This window comes from Erwinia phyllosphaerae, assembly GCF_019132875.1.
GTDB lineage: Bacteria > Pseudomonadota > Gammaproteobacteria > Enterobacterales > Enterobacteriaceae > Erwinia > Erwinia phyllosphaerae.
Genome location: NZ_JAHSPF010000004.1, coordinates 211,951 through 230,784 on the forward strand (window position 1 = coordinate 211,951; position 18,834 = coordinate 230,784).

The window sequence follows — 18,834 nt, forward strand, 5'->3', positions numbered from 1 at the left end:
GCCGGGTAGCGGCGCTTGAGGTCTTTAGCAAACTGACATTTAAACATCAGATCGCGTTCAGGCGGGTGAACAGCAGCAATATGAAGCGCCGGTTAGCAGCGCTTCAGATCAATTTTTCCGATTAAAAAGAAACCCAGTCATCGGCAGAGGCCGTGGCTTTTGCCGCTACCGGTCTGGCCGCAGGGGCAGCTTTGTAAGGTGCCGGCGACGGACTGGCGCTTGACGGTGACAGGCGGAATTTAGAGACGGACAGCGTCAGCTCTTCGGTCTGGCGTTCAAGCGCGCTGGCGGCGGTGGAAACTTCTTCCACCAGCGAGGCGTTCTGCTGCGTCACGCTATCCATTTCCGTAATCGCCGTACCAATTTGCGAGATGCCTTTGCTCTGCTCTTCAGAAGCGGACGCAATCTGCTTCATAATTTCGACCACTTCAGCCACGGCCTTCAGCATATCGTCCATCGTGCTGCCCGCCTCATTCACCAGCTTAGAGCCCTGGTTAACGCGCGTAACGGAATCCGCAATCAGCGTTTCGATCTCTTTGGCTGCGCCTGCGCTGCGCTGCGCCAGATTACGGACTTCGCTGGCCACCACGGCAAAACCACGGCCCTGCTCGCCAGCACGCGCTGCTTCTACCGCAGCGTTGAGTGCCAGAATATTGGTCTGGAAGGCAATGCTGTTAATGACGCTGGTGATCTCCGCAATTTTCTGTGAACTACCGGAAATACCCTGCATGGTATTCACCACGTCATTGACCAGCTTGCCGCCTTTGCTGGCCGTTGAAGAGGCGCTTTGCGCCAGGTCGCTGGCCTGACGGGCGTTGTCGGCGTTAAATTTCACCGTGGCCGTCAGCTGTTCCATACTGGCCGCCGTTTGTTCCAGCGCCGCAGCCTGCTGCTCGGTACGGGAAGAGAGATCGTTGTTGCCGGAAGAAATTTCCGCCGCGCCACGATAGATATTATCGGTGCCGCTACGAATAGCGCTAACGGCTTCACGCAGGCTGTCCTGCATGGCCCGTAACAGCGGAACCAGTCTACCGACGCAGTTACGACCAATGTCCTCCAGCGGGTGGCTGAGATCGCCTTCGGCAATACGGCGGAAATGCTCACGCATGCCGTCGAGCGGACGAACCAGCATTTTCACCAGATAACGGTCGGTAAACAGCAAAATCAGCAGGCCCGCAATGACCGCAATAACGATAATTACCTTGGTCATATTGGTCAGATGATCGACGGTGACGCGCGTGGCATCAAGCTTGTCGCCTGCCGCCGCGTTAAATTTATCGACGCTGGCACCAAAGGCACGGCTAAGCGGCGGCGTAACGTTAGCGGCATGGCGACGAAAATCGTCCAGTACCGGCTGCTGCGCCAGGCGCATCTGCGGCATAACGCCTTCATCCAGCAGCTTCTGCCAGCTTTCAATTACCGCGTTGGCATAACTGGCTTCCATCGGACCTGGCGCTTCAGCTTTAAAATCCGCCAGCAACCTGGTCATGTTATCCAGCGCTTTTTGCACGGAAGCCATATCGGCTGCGGCCGTCGGGCTGTTTGCCTGGCGTGACTCAACGGCGCGAGTCAGGCGGGTAATAAAACGAAAATATTGATCGTTACCTTTACTGAGCGTCGTCATCTGGTTAACCAGCTGACGATCGACCTCATTGCCTTTGCCCACCGAGTTCAGTGCGCAAACGCTATAGATACCGACTGCCGTCCACAACAGACAAAAAAGGCCGAGACTCCACAGCATAACGCTGCGAATGGTAAAGTTTTTTAGCACATTCATAACTACTCCGTAACGATGTGAGAATCAGTTGGCTCGTCCTGAGAGGTGGACGTCTGACTGAGTTATCGGCATCGCTGGCGGGAACATGAATAGTTATTTTCTTATTAATTCAGGATGTTACAAAAATAACACCACCTTAACCTTTTGCTCTGTAACGCTTTTTCATTAAACGCCGGTCGCTAAATGAAACTATTTTGTTAAAAACTTATTTTCTTAACCGCACCATTCCCTTCATTAACAGGCGGAAAAGCTGCATTCGCCTGCGCATAAAGTTTTTTTCAAGCTTAAGGACGGGGCCCGTTTCACCAAAGCGCATCACGTTATCCGCGCGCGGTTGCCATGCGGGCCAGTTAATCTCGCCTTCCAGCTGTTGTGAGAAAACGCTGGCGTAACGGGCAAAGTTCACCCAGTAGCCGCTGACCTTTTGCGCGAATTCGCGATCGGTAGCGGTGAAAGGACGCTTGCCCATCTGCTCGCTCAGCTCATCCAGCGTGTTTAGCGTGTAGGGAATTTCATTGCCGTGCCAGGTACCATCGGGATAAAGATCGCGGGAGTTTTCCGAAACGTAATCAAAGTAGTAGCGCCAGGCCGGTACGCCATTGCGATACTGTGACAGCGCGGCGATATAGCCCATCGCGGTGAAGGTCATGTCGCGAGCGACCTGCCTTCCCAGCTTTGCATCGTCATAGATGCCGTCATACAGCAGATGGATCATCTTCATGCGGATGCCGATCCGCTGCGTGTTACGCAGCTGTTTGATAATCGCCGCCGGTTCGACGCCAAAGTAGTTAAGCACGCTGGCTTCATCACTGTTACTGCCAATCATCAGCGGCAGCTTATGCTGCCTGACGCTGTTAAAAACGGTAAGCACCGGCAGCGGCAGCACTCTGTCACCCGCAATGGCTACCGGGCCGTTGGCCAGCGAAGTATCCAGCGGCCAGAAGGCATCCGCCGGCAAAGCGCGCAGCTGTTCTGCCGTGGCGTCAGCAAGATTAAAATGACGAGCGATTTTTATGCCGTTCTCCAGCGCCTTTTCCCGCGGAATATCAGGCAACGCATAAGGACTCTGCGCAATGCCCTTGTGAAACAGGCCAAAGGAAAGCGGCGAGGCAAACAGCGACAGTACGCTGCGCGCGCCGGAGGATTCGCCAAAGATAGTCACGTTATGGCGATCGCCGCCAAAAGCGGCAATATTGCGCTGTATCCACTGCAGCGCGGCTATCTGATCGAGTAGCGCAAAGTTATTGACCACTTCGCCAGGCGGATACTCTTTATCCAGCGCCGGATGGGCAAAAAAGCCCAGGTGGCCTAAACGATAGTTAAGCGTGACCACGATCACGCCCTGCGCGGCCAGCGGCTGACCAATATAGGGCGCAAGGCCGCCTGCGCCAATGGTAAAACCACCGCCGTGGATCCAGACCATAACCGGCAGCGGTCTTGCGGGTGCCGTTTCCGGCGTCCAGATATTCAGATAGAGGCAGTCTTCGCTGAACGCGCCGGGGTCGCCGCCGCCGACGGCCATGCAGTATTGCCGGTTTTGCCAGCTGGCCGCGCCCCAGGCTGTTGCATCCCTTTCATCCTGCCACGGCGGCACCGGTTTTGGCGGCTGCCAGCGCCTGGTGCCCGTGGGTGGTGCGGCATAGGGTATTCCCCTGAAAACAAACACGTCCTTTTCTACACTTCCGCGTACCGTTCCTTCTGCTGTCCTGATCCTCACCACACGTTCGTTTTTCATCGCTGCGTCCTGAAGAGTCTGCCCTCATTATTTGCACTGGCGCAATTTCTGTCCACTGGCGCGCTTAATTTACAGAAAATGCTTACGATTTCTTAACGATTGAAAGGAGAGAAAATAAGGCCCGCCTGGTTACTGGCCGGGAAAAGCGGCGTGGGATAAAGCGCTGCGCCTGCTGGCCCTTGTCGAAAAGCCAGCAGGCGCGGGGAAATTAAGAAGTGATGCTACTGCTGCGAGCGGCAATGACCGTAACGGAACTTGGCAACCAGCATTAGCGAAGTCAGCACGGCCGGAATAGCCAGGCTGGAGAAGACTTCCGTAATATGCCAGCCCATCGCTAACATTTGCGCACCGGCAAAAGCGCTGAGAATGGCCCCTATCCGCCCTACGCCGTGCATCCAGCTCGACCCCGTCGCACGCGCATGGGTAGGATAATAGCTGGCCGACAGCGCATTCATGCCCGTATTGGCACCGTTAAGGCAAAAACCGCTGCAGAAAGCCACCGTCCCTAAAATCAGCGTATCTGCGGGCGCGTAGCCTATCGCTACTGTGGCAATCGCCCCCGTAAAGTAGATGGCGGCCAGCGCCAGGTTGGCATTAAAGCGATCCATTATCCAGCCGGCAAACAGGGAACCAATCGTGCCGCCCGCCTGGTACATTGCCGTCACCAGCGCCGCCTGAGTTACCGTCATCCCCATGTCTTTGACTAATGACGGAAGCCAGCTGCCGATCAGGTACACCAGGAACAGCCCCATAAAATAGCTGCCCCACAGCAGAACGCTGCCGGAGAGATAAGGACGCGTCAGCACCAGCTTTACCGCCCCGTGCCGCTGCGCTTTTTCATCCATAGCAAAACGGCTGCCCTGCGGTAGCTGGCCCGGCGCCATTTTTTCGACGATGCGCCGAATTTGCTCCACGGGCGCCTGACGCGACAGCAGGAAGCGTACGGACTCGGGTAGCCATTTCAGTAACATCGGGACAATCAGCAGCGGCAGGAGTCCGCCAACCACCAGCACGGAGTGCCAGCCCAGATTAGGGATAAGCCACGAAGCCGCAAACCCCCCGCCGGCCGCACCAAAGGTAAAGCCGCAAAAAACCACCGTAATAATAAAGGCGCGTTTGCGTTCAGGAGAATATTCCGCCACCAGCGTACCGACGTTGGGCATCGCCGCGCCCAGACCCAGCCCGGTAAGAAAGCGGAACAGCAGCATTTGATCGACGCTTTGTGAAAAGGCGGTCGCCAGCGTCAGCAGGCCAAAGAAAAAGACGCTGCTGATAATAATTACGCGGCGTCCAAAGCGGTCGGCCAGCGGGCCAGCAAACATCGCCCCCAGCGCGAGGCCAATCAGCGCGGCGCTGATCACCGCGCCCAGCTGTTGGGTACTGACGCCCCAGGTTGCCTTTAGCGCTGGCGCAATAAAGCCCATCAGGGCGATATCCATGCCGTCCATGGCAACCACGGCAAAACACAGGGCAATAATACGTTGCTGATAGCGAGTAATGCCGCCTTCGTTAATTAAGGCACGCACGTCTGTCGCAGCGATACTCTCCACGTTAGCGCTCCATGGCCAGCGTTTTTTTCACAGGCTGGCATCGATTCCGAAAAAAAAGTGTCGGTTATCATAACGGATTGCCATGCGGTTGACCCAGCAAAATAGTTGCTTTTCTGTAGCGAATTTCACGGAAAAAGCAAGCATCCGCAAGGAAAATGGGGGCTTTTATCAGAAAAACTGATATCGGGCAGGCAATAGCCCAACGGAAAGTAATGGAAAAGCGGGTTAATGTTAATTAAATTTTGCAATAAGGTTAACAATTATCTTAAGCGGGGCTTGCCTGACAATAGCCTTGCTGACTACGCTGGATTATGGAAAAAAATTATCTGTTTAATCAGCGCATTCGTCTGCGTCATTTACATACTTTTGTCGCCGTGGCCCAGCAAGGTACGCTGGGGCGCGCCGCCGAAGTGCTGTCGCTTAGTCAGCCAGCGTTATCGAAAACGCTAAACGAGCTGGAAGAGATGACCGGTGCCAGGCTGTTTGAGCGAGGCCGCCTGGGTGCCCAGCTTACTACCGCTGGTGAACAGTTTATGACTCACGCGGTGCGTATTCTGGATGCGCTTAACCACGCGGGCCAGTCGCTCAGCCCCGTCGCCGAAAAGGATCCTGCCGTATTGCGCATAGGCGTACTGACTACGGTGGCGCTTGGCATGCTCCCTTCCATTCTTGAACGCTTTCACCAGCAGCAGCCAAGAACCGTGGTACAGGTTGCCACGCTGCACAATAACGTTCTGATCGCCGGGCTGCGGGCGGGCGAATTTGAAGTGGGCATTGGCCGCATGGCCGACGCCACCATGATGACCGGGCTGAATTATGAGCTGCTTTTTCTGGAGTCTTTACGGCTGGTCGTCCATCCCCAGCACCCGCTGTTAAGTGACAACGTCACTCTGTCGCGCGCGCTGACCTGGCCAGTGGTAATATCACCGGAAGGCACGGCACCCAGACGGATTGCCGATGCAATGCTGAAGGAACACGGCTGTCAGCTGCCCGATACGCTGGTGGAAACCTCAGCCACTTCGCTGGCGCGCCAGCTGGCCATGCGCTGTAACTATGTCTGGTTTGTGCCGTCCGGCGCTATTAAAGAAGATTTATTGCATAACGCTCTGGCGGCTTTACCCATTGCTTCACATGGCGCAGGCGAACCGGTAGGCATTATTACCCGCTCCGGTTCTCCCCTCAGCCGCAGCGCGGAGCTGCTGATGGCCGTGACCCGTAAGTCGCACTCCGGCTAGCGGCTGCGTTTGGCATGGCGCTCACGGTTTTCTGCCCGCGCCTGTTCGCTTTTTCTTAACGCCACGTAGCAGGCTCCGCTGCCGCCATGATGCGGCTGGGCGCTGCAAAACGCCTGTACCTGCTCAAACTGCTGCAGCCAGCGCGCCAGATAGCTGCGCACGATATTAGCGTGCGCATCATCTTCTTTACCCTTGCCGTGAATAATCAGCAGATTACGAAAGTTTTCATGCTCTGCCTGCAACATAAAGCTGTATAAGGACTGGCGGCAGGTTTCGACCGGCTGCCGCAGAAGATTCAGGCTGGCGTTCGGCTGGTACTTGCCCAGGCGCAGCTTATCCAGCACGCCCTGCTGGATCCCCTCGGCTTTATATTCCAGCGGCACTTCACGCGGAATAATCGTTAAAAAACCGCTGGTCAGCGGATTATCCAGCTGCAACTCTTCCTGACGCTGGCGTGGGGATTTGGTAGAAGGGGATTTTAGCCACAGAATATTGCTACAGTCCTTCAGCGGCGTGACGTCTTCCATCGCGTCTTTGAACAGGTCTTCATCGTTAAAGTTCATCATGCGAATTCCCCGGTGGCAGCAAAGATAATGATGTAATGGTATCTCCACCGGGCTGGTCTGGCAAAAATTCACCGGGGTTAAACGCTATTCTTCCTGTTGCAGCGCAAAACGCGCGCTGGCTTCATCCGTCACCAGGCCGCTGATCCAGCCGCCCTTTAATACGGCGGCGATAGCCTGGTGCTTTTCGTGGCCGCCCGCGAAGGCAACAATCTGCCGCCGGGTATGCGCCGTCAGCCTGACGCTGGTCAGGCGCTCGTCCAGCTCGCTTGCTGCCCGTTCCCCCTTCTTATCGATAAAGTGACCGATCATTTCTGCTGCTACCTGCTGCGACATTAATGTGGCCACCTCCGCGTCGCTGATAAAACCGTCCGCATTAAGCGGGCAGCCTGGCGCAACCTGACCGATGCCCACAAACATCACGTCAGCCTGCGCCGCTTTTTCCGTCACGGTGCGGTAGATACGATGATTGCACCAGAGATCGCGGTCTGCGGCGCTGTCGGCATAAAGCGGCGCGGGCAGAATAAAATAGCGCCCCTGGGTTTTTTCCGCCATCCATAACGGCACGTCGTAACGGGTACAGGAACCATCGCTGGCGATAGCGCCTATTAGCGAGACGCAGCTGTGCTGCGGCCGCTCAAACTCCGGCAGCTCGCTAATGGTTGCGCGTAATGTTCTGCCGGAGCCGACAGCGATAATCTGTGCCTGTGGATTTTTTAGCGTTTGCGCCATGACTTCCGCGCCCGCCACGGCGATCATCTGCTGCAGTCCGACGGCTTCTACCCCCTCAGAAGGGACAACCTGGCAAAGCGCCAGGCCAAAGCGCTGCTGTAGCTGTTGCGCCAGCGTCATGCATTCCGCTACCGGATGATTGACGGCCACGCTGACCAGCCCCTGCTCTGTGGCCAGCGCCACCAGCCGCTGCGCCACCTGGCGAGAAACGCCAAGCTTGTCGGCAATATCGTGCTGGGTTTCACCGGCAACGTAATACATCCAGGCCGCCCGCGCTGCCTGATCTAACTTTCTGTCGTGCTTGCTCATCATCCTGCCCATCTGTTTTGCACAGCTTACTGTGAATAATTGCCCGACCGGCGAGCAAAAGCAAATTTTGTGATCGCTCCCGCAGACAGTCGCGCGTAATTTCACCAGGCTGTAACACACTCAAGCAAAAGCCCTAACAAAGAGCAAAAGCCCAAATACTGGAGACCACCATGACCGCTTCTTCTGCCTCAGTCTGGCTGCACATCGGTGCAGGATCTTTCCACCGCGCGCATCAGGCCTGGTATCTGCACCGTCTGTTACAGCAGGGCGATACGCGCTGGGAAATTGCCCTTAGCAACATTCGTAACGACGCGGTGCCTTTACTGACGGCCCTTGCCGCGCAAAACGGCGAGTACGTGCTGGAGACCGTCACGCCTGAAGGCGAGCGCGAGTATGAAAAAATCACCTCGATCAAACATATTGTTCCCTGGGACGCGGAGCTGAAGGCGCTGACGGCCAGAGGCGCAGAGACGGCAACGCGGGTTATCGCCTTCACCGTTACCGAAAGCGGCTACTATCTGGACAGCGAGCACCAACTCGATCAGCAACATGCGGATATCAAGGCCGATATAAACGGCGAGACGCGTACGCTTTACGGAGCACTCAGGCGTATTTTGCAGGCGCGCGTTGAAGCGCATGGCGATCCGGTCACGCTGTTGAGCTGCGATAACCTACGGCATAACGGCGAACGTTTCCGTCAGGCTTTTCTGGCCTTTTTGCAGTTGTGCGGCGACGAAAAGCTGCTGGCGTGGGTGGCTGAGCAGACGAAATCCCCTGATACGATGGTCGATCGTATTACGCCGCGTCCTACAGCCGATATTGCCCCGCGCGTGCTGGCCGCAACCGGTTTTGCAGACAGCGCACCGGTGATGGGCGAGGCTTTTATTCAGTGGGTGGTGGAAGATGATTTTGCCGCAGGCCGTCCGGCGCTGGAAAAGGTGGGCGTCACCCTGGTCGATTCTGTCCTGCCGTGGGAAGAGGCGAAAATTCGCATCCTGAATGCCAGCCATAGCTGCATCGCCTGGGCCGGAACCCTGGTGGGGCAGGACTTTATTCATCAGAGCACCCGCACGCAGGAAATCAAAGAGATGGCCTGGGAGTATGTTACTCAGGACGTGATCCCTTCGCTTTCGCCCAGCCCGCTCGATTTGCAGGAGTATCGCGACGTCGTGCTGGCGCGCTTCGCCAACCCTTTTATCCGCGACACTAATCAACGCGTCGCGGCGGATGGTCTCTCCAAGATCCCCGGATTTATTACGCCGACCCTGACAGAAAGCTATGCGCGCGGCGATATCCCACGGGCAACCGCCGTTCTTCCTGCCCTGTTCTTTCTCTTTTTGCAGCGCTGGCATCAGGACGAACTTCCGTACGCTTACCAGGACGGCGCGCTGGACGCTGCAGGCTGGCACGCCGTAATGGCGAAGCCAGACGCCCTGGCAAACTATGCCGCTAACGAGACGCTGTTTGGCCCGCTGGCTAAAGACGCCAGGTTTGCCGCGCTATTGACCGAAACCGTTTCTGCGCTGGGCCAGTGGGCAAAAGTGCCGCAGCCGGTAAATGAATAAGGAGCAAGATATGTATCTGGGTATCGATCTTGGCACCTCTGAACTTAAAGCGCTGGTGCTTGCCGAAGGCGAAATCGTGGCAACCTGTAGCGCAAAGCTGAGCGTGCAGCGCCCGCATCCTCACTGGGCGGAGCAAGCGCCGCAGGACTGGTGGCAGGCCCTTGAGCAGACTATTGGTGAGCTGCGCCAGACGTTGGGCGAGCGCTGGTCTGCTATTCGCGCTATCGGGCTTTCTGGCCAGATGCACGGTGCCGTCCTGATGGATAGCCACCATCAGGTGCTGCGCCCCTGCATTTTATGGAACGATACCCGCAGCGCGGCGGAGTGCAGCGAACTCACTGAACGAGCCAGCGATTTACACAGCGTTTCCGGCAATCTCGCTATGCCCGGCTTCACGGCGCCGAAACTGCTGTGGGTAGCGCGTTATGAACCAGAGATTTTTGCCCGCCTCGCCACGGTGTTATTGCCCAAGGACTATCTGCGCTGGCGTATGTCCGGAGAAAAAATCGCCGACATGTCGGACGCCGCCGGGACGCTCTGGCTTGATGTTGCGCGTCGTGACTGGTCAGACAGCCTGCTGGCAGCCTGTGGCCTGACCAGAGATCAGATGCCGCGCTTAACGGAAGGTTCGCAGCCCGCAGGCAAACTGCAAAGCGACGTTGCACACCGCTGGGGCCTGCCGGAAGGCATTATTATTGCGGGCGGCGGTGGCGATAATGCGGCCAGCGCGGTTGGGCTGGGCGCGGTTGAACCCGGCGATGCCTTTATTTCACTGGGTACCTCCGGCGTGCTGTTTGCCGTCAACGATCGCTTTCGTCCTGCGCCGGCTTCAGCCGTTCATGCTTTCTGCCATGCACTGCCCGCACGCTGGCATCAGATGAGCGTAATGCTGTCGGCTGCCTCCTGCCTGCGCTGGCTTTGCGAACTGCTTAACGCGTCTGAAAGCGAATTGCTGGCGGAAGTGGCTGCTTTGAGCGAAGAGGCGCAGCGTACCGCACCGCTGTTTCTGCCCTATCTGGCTGGCGAACGCACGCCGCATAACGATCCGCAGGCCAGTGGATCTTTTCATCATCTGACTTTATCCACGCAGCGCGCCGCGCTTGCCTATGCCGTGCTGGAGGGCGTTGCCTTTGGGCTGGCAGACGGCCTGAAAGCGCTGAACGAGGCGGGGACGGAACTGGACTGCTGCTCCCTGACCGGCGGCGGCGCACGCAGTGCCTTCTGGGCGCAGCTGATTGCGGACACGCTCGATTTACCCATCGTGACCCACCAGGGAGGAGAAACCGGTGGTGCGCTGGGCGCGGCACGCCTGGGCTGGCTGGCCAATGGCGGCGAGCCGCAGCGGGTCTGTCAAAAACCGGCCGTCCTCAAACGCTACCTGCCTGACGCGACTCGCCATCACCAGCTACAGCGGCGGCTCGATTATTTCCGGCTGCTTTATCAACAGCAGCGAGAAGCGCGCGGCGCTTTCTGAAACATAAATCGGGCGCATCGGGCGTCCGTTACCTGACAACAGAGGAATTATGATGAAATCAGCCACTAACTGGTTCGGCCTCCCCTTGCCTTTACTCTGGGGCTATATCGCCATCGCCGTATTTATGAGCGGGGACGGCTTTGAAATGGCCTTCCTGTCAAAACATATTACCGATCTCGGTTTTACCCCTTCGCAATCCGCGCTGGTGTTTACGCTTTATGGCGGCGCGGCGGCGCTGGCCGCATGGAGCTCTGGCGTGGTAGCGGAAATTATCACGCCGCAGCGCGCAATGCGTATCGGCTTCATACTGTGGGTAGTTATGCATGTCCTGTTTATGACGTTGGGACTGGGTCTGCGCAACTATCCGCTGATGCTGCTGTTTTACGGCATTCGCGGTCTCGCCTATCCGCTGTTTATCTACTCTTTTGTAATGCTGGTGGTGCAAAACGTTCCCAAACAGCAGCTTTCTTCGGCTATGGGCTGGTTCTGGGCCATGTATTCCATTGGCATTGGCTGTGTGGGCAGCTATTTGCCCAGCTTTACCATCCCGTGGATGGGTGAAACCGGCACCTTGTGGTTTGCCATTGCCTGGGTTGCCGCTGGCGGCCTGATGGCGATGTTCCTGTTACGTAATGTCGGCGGCGAAAGTGAAAAAGCGCAGCTTTCGACCCGTGAAAAAATGACCGAGCTATCGCGTGCCGTTACCATTCTTTTTACCAACCGTAATATTTTTCTCGCCTGTATGATCCGCATTATCAACACGCTTTCGCTGTTTGGCTTTGCGGTGGTGATGCCAATGCTGTTCGTTGGCCGGTTAGGTTTCAGCATGTCGGAGTGGCTGCAAATCTGGGCGGTGTTCTTTTTCGTCACCATTTTTACCAATATTATGTGGGGCGTGCTGGGAGAATATATCGGCTGGATCCGTCAGGTACGCTGGTTTGGCTGCCTGGGCTGCGCGCTCTCCAGCCTGGCCTTTTATTATCTGCCGGTAACCTTTGGGCATAACTTTTGGGTCGCGCTGGTGCCAGCCGTTATGCTGGGGATTACCGTTGCCGCCTTTGTGCCTATGACAGCGGTGTTCCCGGTACTGGAGCCAAAGCATAAAGGGGCAGCAATCTCGATTTATAACCTGTCCGCAGGGCTGAGCAACTTCCTCGCACCCGCTATTGCTTCACTGGTTTTACCTTTTTTTGACATCAAAGGCGTGGTCTGGACCTACACCGCGCTCTACCTCGTTGCGGGCGTGTTAACGCTGATTATTCGGGTAGAGCAACCTTCCAGAAAAGTAGCGGAGAAAAGGATCAATCACTACGCTACGAAGCCCGCGACATCAGATAAAACGCCAGTTTGATTTTTGACGCTTTATAAACGGGAGGTCACCAAAAGTGACATCCCTGTTTTTTATGTGGCTAAATTTCTCCGCATGAGTTCCCTTCATCGCGCAAAAAATGTTAAAATTGACCTCAATCAATAATCACTCGAGCCAACACTATGATCCCGGAAAAGCGTGTTATCAACAGACGTATCCAGTCTGGCGGTTGTGCCATTCATTGTCAGGATTGCAGCATCAGTCAGCTCTGTATTCCTTTCACGCTGAACGAGCATGAACTCGATCAGCTGGACAATATTATCGAGCGCAAAAAACCTATCCAAAAGGGCCAGACGCTGTTTAAAGCAGGCGATGAGCTAAAGTCGCTCTACGCCATTCGCTCCGGGAGCATTAAGAGCTATACCATCACTGAACAGGGTGACGAGCAGATTACCGGTTTTCACCTGGCTGGCGACCTGGTAGGCTTCGACGCCATCAGCGTGGGCGAGCACCCCAGCTTCTCGCAGGCGCTGGAGACCGCAATGGTCTGCGAAATCCCTTTTGAAACTCTTGATGACCTTTCTGGTAAAATGCCCAGCCTGCGCCAGCAGATGATGCGCCTGATGAGCGGCGAAATTAAGGGCGACCAGGAGATGATCCTGCTGCTGTCGAAGAAAAATGCCGAAGAGCGGCTGGCGGCCTTTATCTATGGGCTATCACGCCGCTTTGGCGAGCGCGGCTTTTCCCCGCGCGAGTTCCGTCTGACCATGACCCGGGGCGATATCGGCAACTACTTAGGCCTGACGGTAGAAACCATCAGCCGCCTGCTGGGCCGCTTCCAGAAAAGCGGCATGCTGGCGGTAAAAGGCAAGTACATCACCATTGAAAATCATGAGGTCCTGTCGCAGCTTGCCGGTCAAAGCCGCGCTATCGCCTGATTTTTAGCTGGCCGGCTTTGTCCGGCCTTTCCTCACGTCCTTTATATGTTGCGCTTTTAATGACGCTTCTTCTGCTGTCCGCGCAGTCCCGCCGTCGTATTTGTTAAAAGGTTGATCTGGCAATAACTTTTTTCTTTTTTCCGGACGATGATTGGGCTATCTTTTAAGCTACTCAGCGTAGGAGGATCCGTTATGGCTAAGTATCAAAACATTCTTGTGGCGATCGACGCGCAACAGGACGACCAGCCAGCGCTGCGCCGTGCTGTCTATCTCAATCAGCGTCTCGGTGGCCAGATCACGGCATTTCTGCCAATCTATGATTTTTCATATGAAATGACGACGTTACTGTCGCCTGATGAACGGGTGACCATGCGTAAAGGCGTGGTCAGCCAGCGTACCGAATGGATCCGCGAACAGGCTAAAGCCTATCTTGCCGCGGGCATTAACATCAATATCAAAGTGGTCTGGCATAATCGCCCCTATGAAGCAATTATTCAGGAAGTGCTGGATGGCGGTTACGATCTGCTGCTGAAGATGGCGCACCAGCACGACAGGTTGCAGGCGGTGGTGTTTACGCCTACTGACTGGCACCTGTTGCGTAAATGCCCTTGCCCGGTGTGGATGGTTAAAGACCAGCCGTGGCCGGAAGGCGGCAAAGCCGTGGTGGCGGTGAACCTGGCCAGCGAAGAACCGCATCACGATCCGCTTAACACGCTGCTGGTGAAAGAGACGCTGGAGCTGGCCGAACAGGTAAACCACACTGAGGTGCATCTGGTCGGTGCCTATCCCATTACCCCAATCAATATCGCCATTGAACTGCCGGATTTCGATCCCGGCGTCTATAACGACGCTATTCGCGGGCAGCATCTGCTGGCGATGAAGGCGCTGCGGCAAAAATTCAGTATCGACGAAAAATACACCCATGTTGATAAAGGCTTGCCGGAAGAAGTCATTCCAAACCTGGCCGAGCAGCTTGACGCGGGTGTCGTGGTATTAGGCACCATTGGCCGTACCGGCCTCTCGGCTGCCTTCCTCGGTAATACGGCTGAGCAGGTTATTGACCATCTGCGCTGCGATCTGCTGGCCATCAAGCCGGAAGGGTTTGTCTCGCCGATTGAGCTGGATACAGACGAAGAGGATTAGCCAGAGGTCATGAACAGTAAAGGCCGGGAAATCCCGGCCTTTTTATTGCGTCGCTAAAAATTCAACGACTACAGCGCTTTCAGAATCGCATCTACGGTCGCTTTCGCATCACCGAACAGCATCTGCGTGTTCTCGCGGAAGAACAGCGGGTTCTGTACACCAGCGTAGCCGGTATTCATTGAACGCTTAAACACCACCACGTTTTGCGCTTTCCAGACTTCCAGCACCGGCATGCCCGCGATCGGACTACGCGGATCTTCCTGTGCCGCCGGGTTAACGGTGTCGTTAGCGCCAATCACCAGCACGGTATCCGTCTCGCTAAAGTCATCGTTGATTTCGTCCATTTCCAGCACGATATCGTAAGGCACCCGCGCCTCAGCCAGCAGGACGTTCATGTGGCCAGGCAGACGTCCGGCGACGGGATGGATGCCGAAACGCACCTTAATGCCTTTTGCACGCAGCTTCTCGGTGATTTCCGCAACCGGATACTGCGCCTGCGCTACCGCCATGCCATAGCCGGGGGTAATAATGACGCTGCTGGAATTTCTCAGCATCTCGGCCGTGCCCTGCACGTCAATTTCGCGGTGCTCGCCCTGCTCTGCTTCTTCGCTGCCAGAGCTGCTGTCCGTACCGAAACCACCGGCAATCACGCTGACAAAGGAGCGATTCATCGCCTTACACATAATGTAAGACAGAATTGCGCCGCTTGACCCCACCAGCGCGCCGGTCACAATCAGCAGATCGTTGCCGAGCATAAAACCAGCCGCTGCCGCTGCCCAGCCCGAGTAGGAGTTAAGCATTGAAACTACGACCGGCATATCCGCACCGCCGATAGAAGCCACCAGATGCCAGCCAAACGCCAGCGCGATAACGGTCATCAGCAGCAGCGCAAAGACCTGTGCGCCCACGCTTTCGGTACGTACAAAGATAATCAGCAGGCACAGCGACACCACCAGCGCCAGCAGATTAAGCTTGTGGCGATGCGGCAACGCCAGCGGTCGAGAAGAGATTTTCCCGCACAGTTTGCCCCAGGCGACCAGCGAGCCGGCGAAGGTCACGGCACCAATGAACACGCCGATAAAGACCTCGGTCAGATGGATATTTTCCATCACCACATCTGTACCCGGCACGTGATCGATATAGCTGTTGTAGCCAACCAGAACAGCGGCAAGCCCCACAAAGCTGTGCAGAACCGCCACCAGCTCCGGCATTTCGGTCATCTCAACCTTTTTCGCCAGACGAATACCGATAGCGCCGCCGATGACCATGGCCACCAGCACCCAGCCGATTTTGCTGCTGTCAGGCCCCATCATGGTTGCCAGCAGCGCGATGGTCATGCCGCTGATGCCAAACAGATTGCCTTGTTTAGAAGTTTCATGTTTCGACAGCCCCGCAAGGCTGCAAATAAAAAGAATTGCGGCAACAATGTATGCTGCAGTCACTAATCCGCCAGACATTGATTATCCCTCAGTTCTTACGAAACATTTTCAGCATGCGCTGAGTTACGGTGAAGCCACCAAAAATATTGATGCTGGCTATCAGCACGGCAACAAAGGAGAAGAAGCTCACCCAGCCGCCGTGACCCATTTGCAGCACCGCGCCGACCACGATAATGCCGGAGATGGCATTGGTGACCGACATCAGCGGTGTATGCAGCGCATGACTGACGTTCCAGACCACGTAGTAACCCACCACGCAGGAGAGCGCAAAAACGGTAAAGTGCGTCAGGAAAGCGGGCGGCGCGACGTTAGCCAGCCAGCCGAACAGGATAATCGCCAGCGCGAACAGCGCGTACTTACGCCACGGCGAAGCAGGTTTTTCCGGTGCTTTTTCGGGCGCTTTTGCCGCTGCCGGAGCGGCTTTCGGCGCTGCAGAAACCTGGATAGGCGGCGCAGGCCAGGTAATCTCGCCGTCGCGAATGACGGTAACGCCACGGATCACCACATCGTCAAAGTCGATAGTGATTTCGCCGTTTTTCTCTTTGCAGAGCAGTTTTAAAAGGTTGACCAGATTGGTGCCGTAGAGCTGGGAGGATTGCGTTGGCAGACGGCCCGGCAAATCGGTGTAGCCAATGATTCTTACGCCGTTTTCGGTGGTGGTGACCTTGTCCGCTACGGTTAGCTCACAGTTGCCGCCGGTTTGCGCCGCCAGATCGACAATCACGCTGCCCGGCTTCATCGAAGCCACCATCTCGGCGGTGATCAGCTTTGGTGCCGGTTTGCCGGGGATCAGGGCGGTAGTGACAATGATATCCACTTCCTGCGCCTGGGCAGCGAACAGCGCCATCTCGGCCTTGATAAAGGCTTCGGACATCACTTTGGCATAGCCGTCGCCGCTGCCCGCTTCCTCTTCAAAGTCCAGCTCGAGGAACTCCGCGCCCATGCTCTGCACTTGTTCTTTCACTTCCGGGCGGGTATCAAAGGCACGTACGATAGCGCCAAGGCTGTTGGCCGCGCCGATAGCAGCCAGACCGGCGACGCCCGCGCCAATTACCATCACTTTTGCCGGCGGTACTTTACCCGCGGCGGTAATCTGACCGGTAAAGAAGCGGCCAAACTCGTGAGCGGCCTCAACGATAGCGCGATAGCCAGCGATATTGGCCATGGAGCTTAACGCATCCAGCGACTGCGCACGGGAAATACGCGGCACCGCATCCATCGACATCACGGTAATTTTGCGTGCCGCCAGCTTTTCCAGCAGCGCCGGGTTTTGCGCAGGCCAGATAAAGCTGACCAGCGTTGTGCCCTCACGCGCCAGGTCGATTTCATCGTCCAGCGGTGCGTTAACCTTTAACACAATATCCGCCTGCCAGACGGCAGCGTTATCCACCAGCGTGGCCCCTGCGGCAGCATAAGCCGCGTCATCAAAGCTGGCCAGCTTGCCTGCGCCCTGCTCGACCGCCACGCTGAAGCCCAGCGCCAGCAGCTGCTCAACCGTTTTCGGCGTCGCGGCGACTCGCGTTTCGTTGGGCAACCGCTCTTTGGTAATTCCAATCAGCATAGTATTCCCTTTCATCAGAGGTGAGATGATCCCGTTTTTATGGCAAAAGGCCAGGCCCTTTACCCTTTATCTGTCTGCCCTATAACCTACTGAAAACAGCGCTGCCATACTACTGTTGCCAGGCCATTTTGCAGTTTTATATCTGAAAAGTTCGATACGTCTGGCAAAAATATGATTTTAAGCGTTTATCCGGCTACTGCCCGAGAATAATTCGCTAAGAAAAGGGATTAAAGCAGTGATACTTTCGCAATAAAAGTCCAAATTTAACAATCCCTTAATCCTATTATCGATAATATTTAGTGGCTTAAGTGGTAAAGCCAGCGCCAGGCGCATGATTTAACATTTCTTTAATAACCTGACACGCCGTGGCGCTTTGTCCTGCCGGACGGGGCGTAAAATGGCTGAGACAGAAACCATTATTACATGCAATAATCGACAGCTAATCTGTTACACATCAAGAGTCCAGCACGTTTTTGTACTCATTTTTTGCGCAAGGCGAAGGATTATTTTTATGAAGCTTAAGAATACCATTCTGGCATCAGCCCTGTTGTCACTGACTTCTCTCTCCGCTTATGCGGCTCAGGAACTGACGCCCGAAAAAGCGGCATCGCTGAAACCCTTTGATCGCATCAGTATTACCGGCCGTTTTAACGCCATTGGCGACGCAAACGACGCCATATCAAAACGTGCTGACGAGCTGGGGGCTAAGGCTTATTACGTACAGGGCATTAACGACAGCAATGGTAACAGCGGTAACTGGCGCGTGGTCGCCGATCTCTATCGGGACGATGCGCCGCCAGCGCCAAAGCATGAAGACCGCGTGATCAACGGCGTGCGCGAACTGACTAAAGGGGAAGCCTATAAGCTGGAGCCGTTCGATACGGTTTCCATTAGCGGTTTCTACCATAGCCAGCCGGATGTTAACGACGCCATCACTAAAAAAGCCGCAGAGAAAGGCGCGGCCTCGTTCTTTATTATTCGTCAGATTGACGCCAACAGCGGCGGCAACCAGTACATCACCGCCTATATCTACAAGGCCGATGCCAAAGAACGCAAGGTGCAGTCACCGGATCTGATCCCGGCGGATTCGCAGGCAGGTAAAGCAGCCCTGGCCGCAGGTGGCGCAGCAGCGAAAACCGTGCAGATCCCGGGCGTAGCCTCTTCCGAAACGCCGGACGCGAAAGTTGGCCGTTTCTTTGAGACGCAGTCCTCCACCGGCCAGCGCTATACGGTCAGAACGCCGGAAGGCAAAAGCGTGCAGGAAGTCAGCGCCGTTACCGCTGCGCAGATGCAGCCGTTTGACAGCGTGACCTTTACCGGTCACTTCGGCACGCCAACGGAAGTTTCTGATGCCGTCGGCCGCGCCGCCATTGAGAAAGGCGCGAAGTATTATCATATTACCCGTCAGTGGTCTAACCAGAGCGGCGGCAACCTGACCGTCTCTGCCGATCTGTTTAAGTAAGCAGCACGGAGACGGCGGTCGGCCGTCTCCTCCTTGCATAAC

At 55.9% G+C, this 18,834-nt stretch carries 14 protein-coding genes; 7 read left to right on the forward strand and 7 right to left on the reverse strand.

Annotated elements, in window-relative coordinates; genetic code table 11:
• Positions 1-121: 121 nt before the first annotated feature.
• The 3 genes from KUE00_RS09275 to KUE00_RS09285 all read right to left on the reverse strand — a co-directional run bounded on the left by KUE00_RS09275 (position 122) and on the right by KUE00_RS09285 (position 5,062).
• Positions 122-1,777 carry a methyl-accepting chemotaxis protein gene (locus KUE00_RS09275; RefSeq protein ID WP_246759519.1) on the reverse strand — a complete coding sequence of 552 codons (1,656 nt, stop codon included), beginning with the start codon at positions 1,775-1,777 and terminating at the stop codon, positions 122-124.
• A gap of 205 nt (positions 1,778-1,982) precedes the next feature.
• Positions 1,983-3,512: a carboxylesterase/lipase family protein gene (locus KUE00_RS09280; protein WP_246759521.1), complete on the reverse strand. Its 1,530-nt coding sequence runs from the start codon at positions 3,510-3,512 to the stop codon at positions 1,983-1,985.
• A gap of 221 nt (positions 3,513-3,733) precedes the next feature.
• Positions 3,734-5,062 (reverse strand): MFS transporter, encoded by a 1,329-nt coding sequence (locus tag KUE00_RS09285; protein ID WP_246759522.1) that lies wholly within the window; start codon positions 5,060-5,062, stop codon positions 3,734-3,736.
• Between the two features lie 311 nt (positions 5,063-5,373).
• Here KUE00_RS09285 and KUE00_RS09290 point away from each other — a divergent pair, with 311 nt between their 5' ends.
• A complete protein-coding gene (locus KUE00_RS09290) occupies positions 5,374-6,297 on the forward strand; it encodes a LysR substrate-binding domain-containing protein (protein WP_246759523.1) in 924 nt (307 codons plus the stop codon).
• On the opposite strand, the gene smrA is transcribed toward KUE00_RS09290, so the two are convergent.
• Together smrA and KUE00_RS09300 are read right to left on the reverse strand one after the other, a co-directional pair.
• Entirely contained in the window at positions 6,294-6,860 is a 567-nt protein-coding gene (gene smrA / locus KUE00_RS09295) for a DNA endonuclease SmrA (RefSeq protein ID WP_246759746.1), read from the reverse strand. The two genes, KUE00_RS09290 and smrA, sit on opposite strands and share 4 nt — an antisense overlap.
• Before the next feature lie 87 nt (positions 6,861-6,947).
• A complete protein-coding gene (locus KUE00_RS09300; RefSeq protein WP_246759748.1) occupies positions 6,948-7,901 on the reverse strand; it encodes a sugar-binding transcriptional regulator in 954 nt (317 codons plus the stop codon).
• Between the two features lie 170 nt (positions 7,902-8,071).
• On the opposite strand from KUE00_RS09300, the gene dalD reads away from it, so the two are divergent.
• The 5 genes from dalD (at position 8,072) to uspE (ending at position 14,330) form a co-directional block, all read left to right on the forward strand.
• Positions 8,072-9,466 carry a D-arabinitol 4-dehydrogenase gene (dalD, locus tag KUE00_RS09305; protein WP_246759525.1) on the forward strand — a complete coding sequence of 465 codons (1,395 nt, stop codon included), beginning with the start codon at positions 8,072-8,074 and terminating at the stop codon, positions 9,464-9,466.
• A gap of 10 nt (positions 9,467-9,476) precedes the next feature.
• Positions 9,477-10,940: a xylulokinase gene (xylB, locus tag KUE00_RS09310; RefSeq protein ID WP_246759750.1), complete on the forward strand. Its 1,464-nt coding sequence runs from the start codon at positions 9,477-9,479 to the stop codon at positions 10,938-10,940.
• 52 nt (positions 10,941-10,992) lie between these two features.
• Complete coding sequence (locus tag KUE00_RS09315; protein ID WP_246759526.1) at positions 10,993-12,291, forward strand: MFS transporter; 1,299 nt, start codon at positions 10,993-10,995, stop codon at positions 12,289-12,291.
• Between the two features lie 140 nt (positions 12,292-12,431).
• Positions 12,432-13,187: a fumarate/nitrate reduction transcriptional regulator Fnr gene (fnr, locus tag KUE00_RS09320; protein WP_246759527.1), complete on the forward strand. Its 756-nt coding sequence runs from the start codon at positions 12,432-12,434 to the stop codon at positions 13,185-13,187.
• A gap of 192 nt (positions 13,188-13,379) precedes the next feature.
• Entirely contained in the window at positions 13,380-14,330 is a 951-nt protein-coding gene (gene uspE / locus KUE00_RS09325) for a universal stress protein UspE (protein ID WP_246759528.1), read from the forward strand.
• A gap of 68 nt (positions 14,331-14,398) precedes the next feature.
• Here uspE and pntB read toward each other — a convergent pair whose 3' ends face one another.
• Together pntB and pntA are read right to left on the reverse strand one after the other, a co-directional pair.
• Positions 14,399-15,787, reverse strand: a complete 1,389-nt coding sequence (gene pntB / locus KUE00_RS09330; protein WP_246759529.1) for a Re/Si-specific NAD(P)(+) transhydrogenase subunit beta — start codon at positions 15,785-15,787, stop codon at positions 14,399-14,401.
• A gap of 10 nt (positions 15,788-15,797) precedes the next feature.
• Positions 15,798-17,330, reverse strand: coding sequence for a Re/Si-specific NAD(P)(+) transhydrogenase subunit alpha (gene pntA / locus KUE00_RS09335; RefSeq protein ID WP_246759530.1), 1,533 nt, complete (start codon positions 17,328-17,330; stop codon positions 15,798-15,800).
• 511 nt (positions 17,331-17,841) lie between these two features.
• On the opposite strand from pntA, the gene ydgH reads away from it, so the two are divergent.
• Positions 17,842-18,792 carry a DUF1471 family protein YdgH gene (ydgH, locus tag KUE00_RS09340; protein ID WP_246759532.1) on the forward strand — a complete coding sequence of 317 codons (951 nt, stop codon included), beginning with the start codon at positions 17,842-17,844 and terminating at the stop codon, positions 18,790-18,792.
• Positions 18,793-18,834: the final 42 nt, after the last annotated feature.

Coding starts and splice junctions, on each gene's coding strand:
- KUE00_RS09275 (WP_246759519.1), bottom strand. CDS start 1,777: ATGAATGTGCTAAAAAACTTTACCATTCGCAGCGTTATGCTGTGGAGT.
- KUE00_RS09280 (WP_246759521.1), bottom strand. CDS start 3,512: ATGAAAAACGAACGTGTGGTGAGGATCAGGACAGCAGAAGGAACGGTA.
- KUE00_RS09290 (WP_246759523.1), top strand. CDS start 5,374: ATGGAAAAAAATTATCTGTTTAATCAGCGCATTCGTCTGCGTCATTTA.
- smrA (WP_246759746.1), bottom strand. CDS start 6,860: ATGAACTTTAACGATGAAGACCTGTTCAAAGACGCGATGGAAGACGTC.
- KUE00_RS09300 (WP_246759748.1), bottom strand. CDS start 7,901: ATGAGCAAGCACGACAGAAAGTTAGATCAGGCAGCGCGGGCGGCCTGG.
- dalD (WP_246759525.1), top strand. CDS start 8,072: ATGACCGCTTCTTCTGCCTCAGTCTGGCTGCACATCGGTGCAGGATCT.
- xylB (WP_246759750.1), top strand. CDS start 9,477: ATGTATCTGGGTATCGATCTTGGCACCTCTGAACTTAAAGCGCTGGTG.
- KUE00_RS09315 (WP_246759526.1), top strand. CDS start 10,993: ATGAAATCAGCCACTAACTGGTTCGGCCTCCCCTTGCCTTTACTCTGG.
- fnr (WP_246759527.1), top strand. CDS start 12,432: ATGATCCCGGAAAAGCGTGTTATCAACAGACGTATCCAGTCTGGCGGT.
- uspE (WP_246759528.1), top strand. CDS start 13,380: ATGGCTAAGTATCAAAACATTCTTGTGGCGATCGACGCGCAACAGGAC.
- pntB (WP_246759529.1), bottom strand. CDS start 15,787: ATGTCTGGCGGATTAGTGACTGCAGCATACATTGTTGCCGCAATTCTT.
- pntA (WP_246759530.1), bottom strand. CDS start 17,330: ATGCTGATTGGAATTACCAAAGAGCGGTTGCCCAACGAAACGCGAGTC.
- ydgH (WP_246759532.1), top strand. CDS start 17,842: ATGAAGCTTAAGAATACCATTCTGGCATCAGCCCTGTTGTCACTGACT.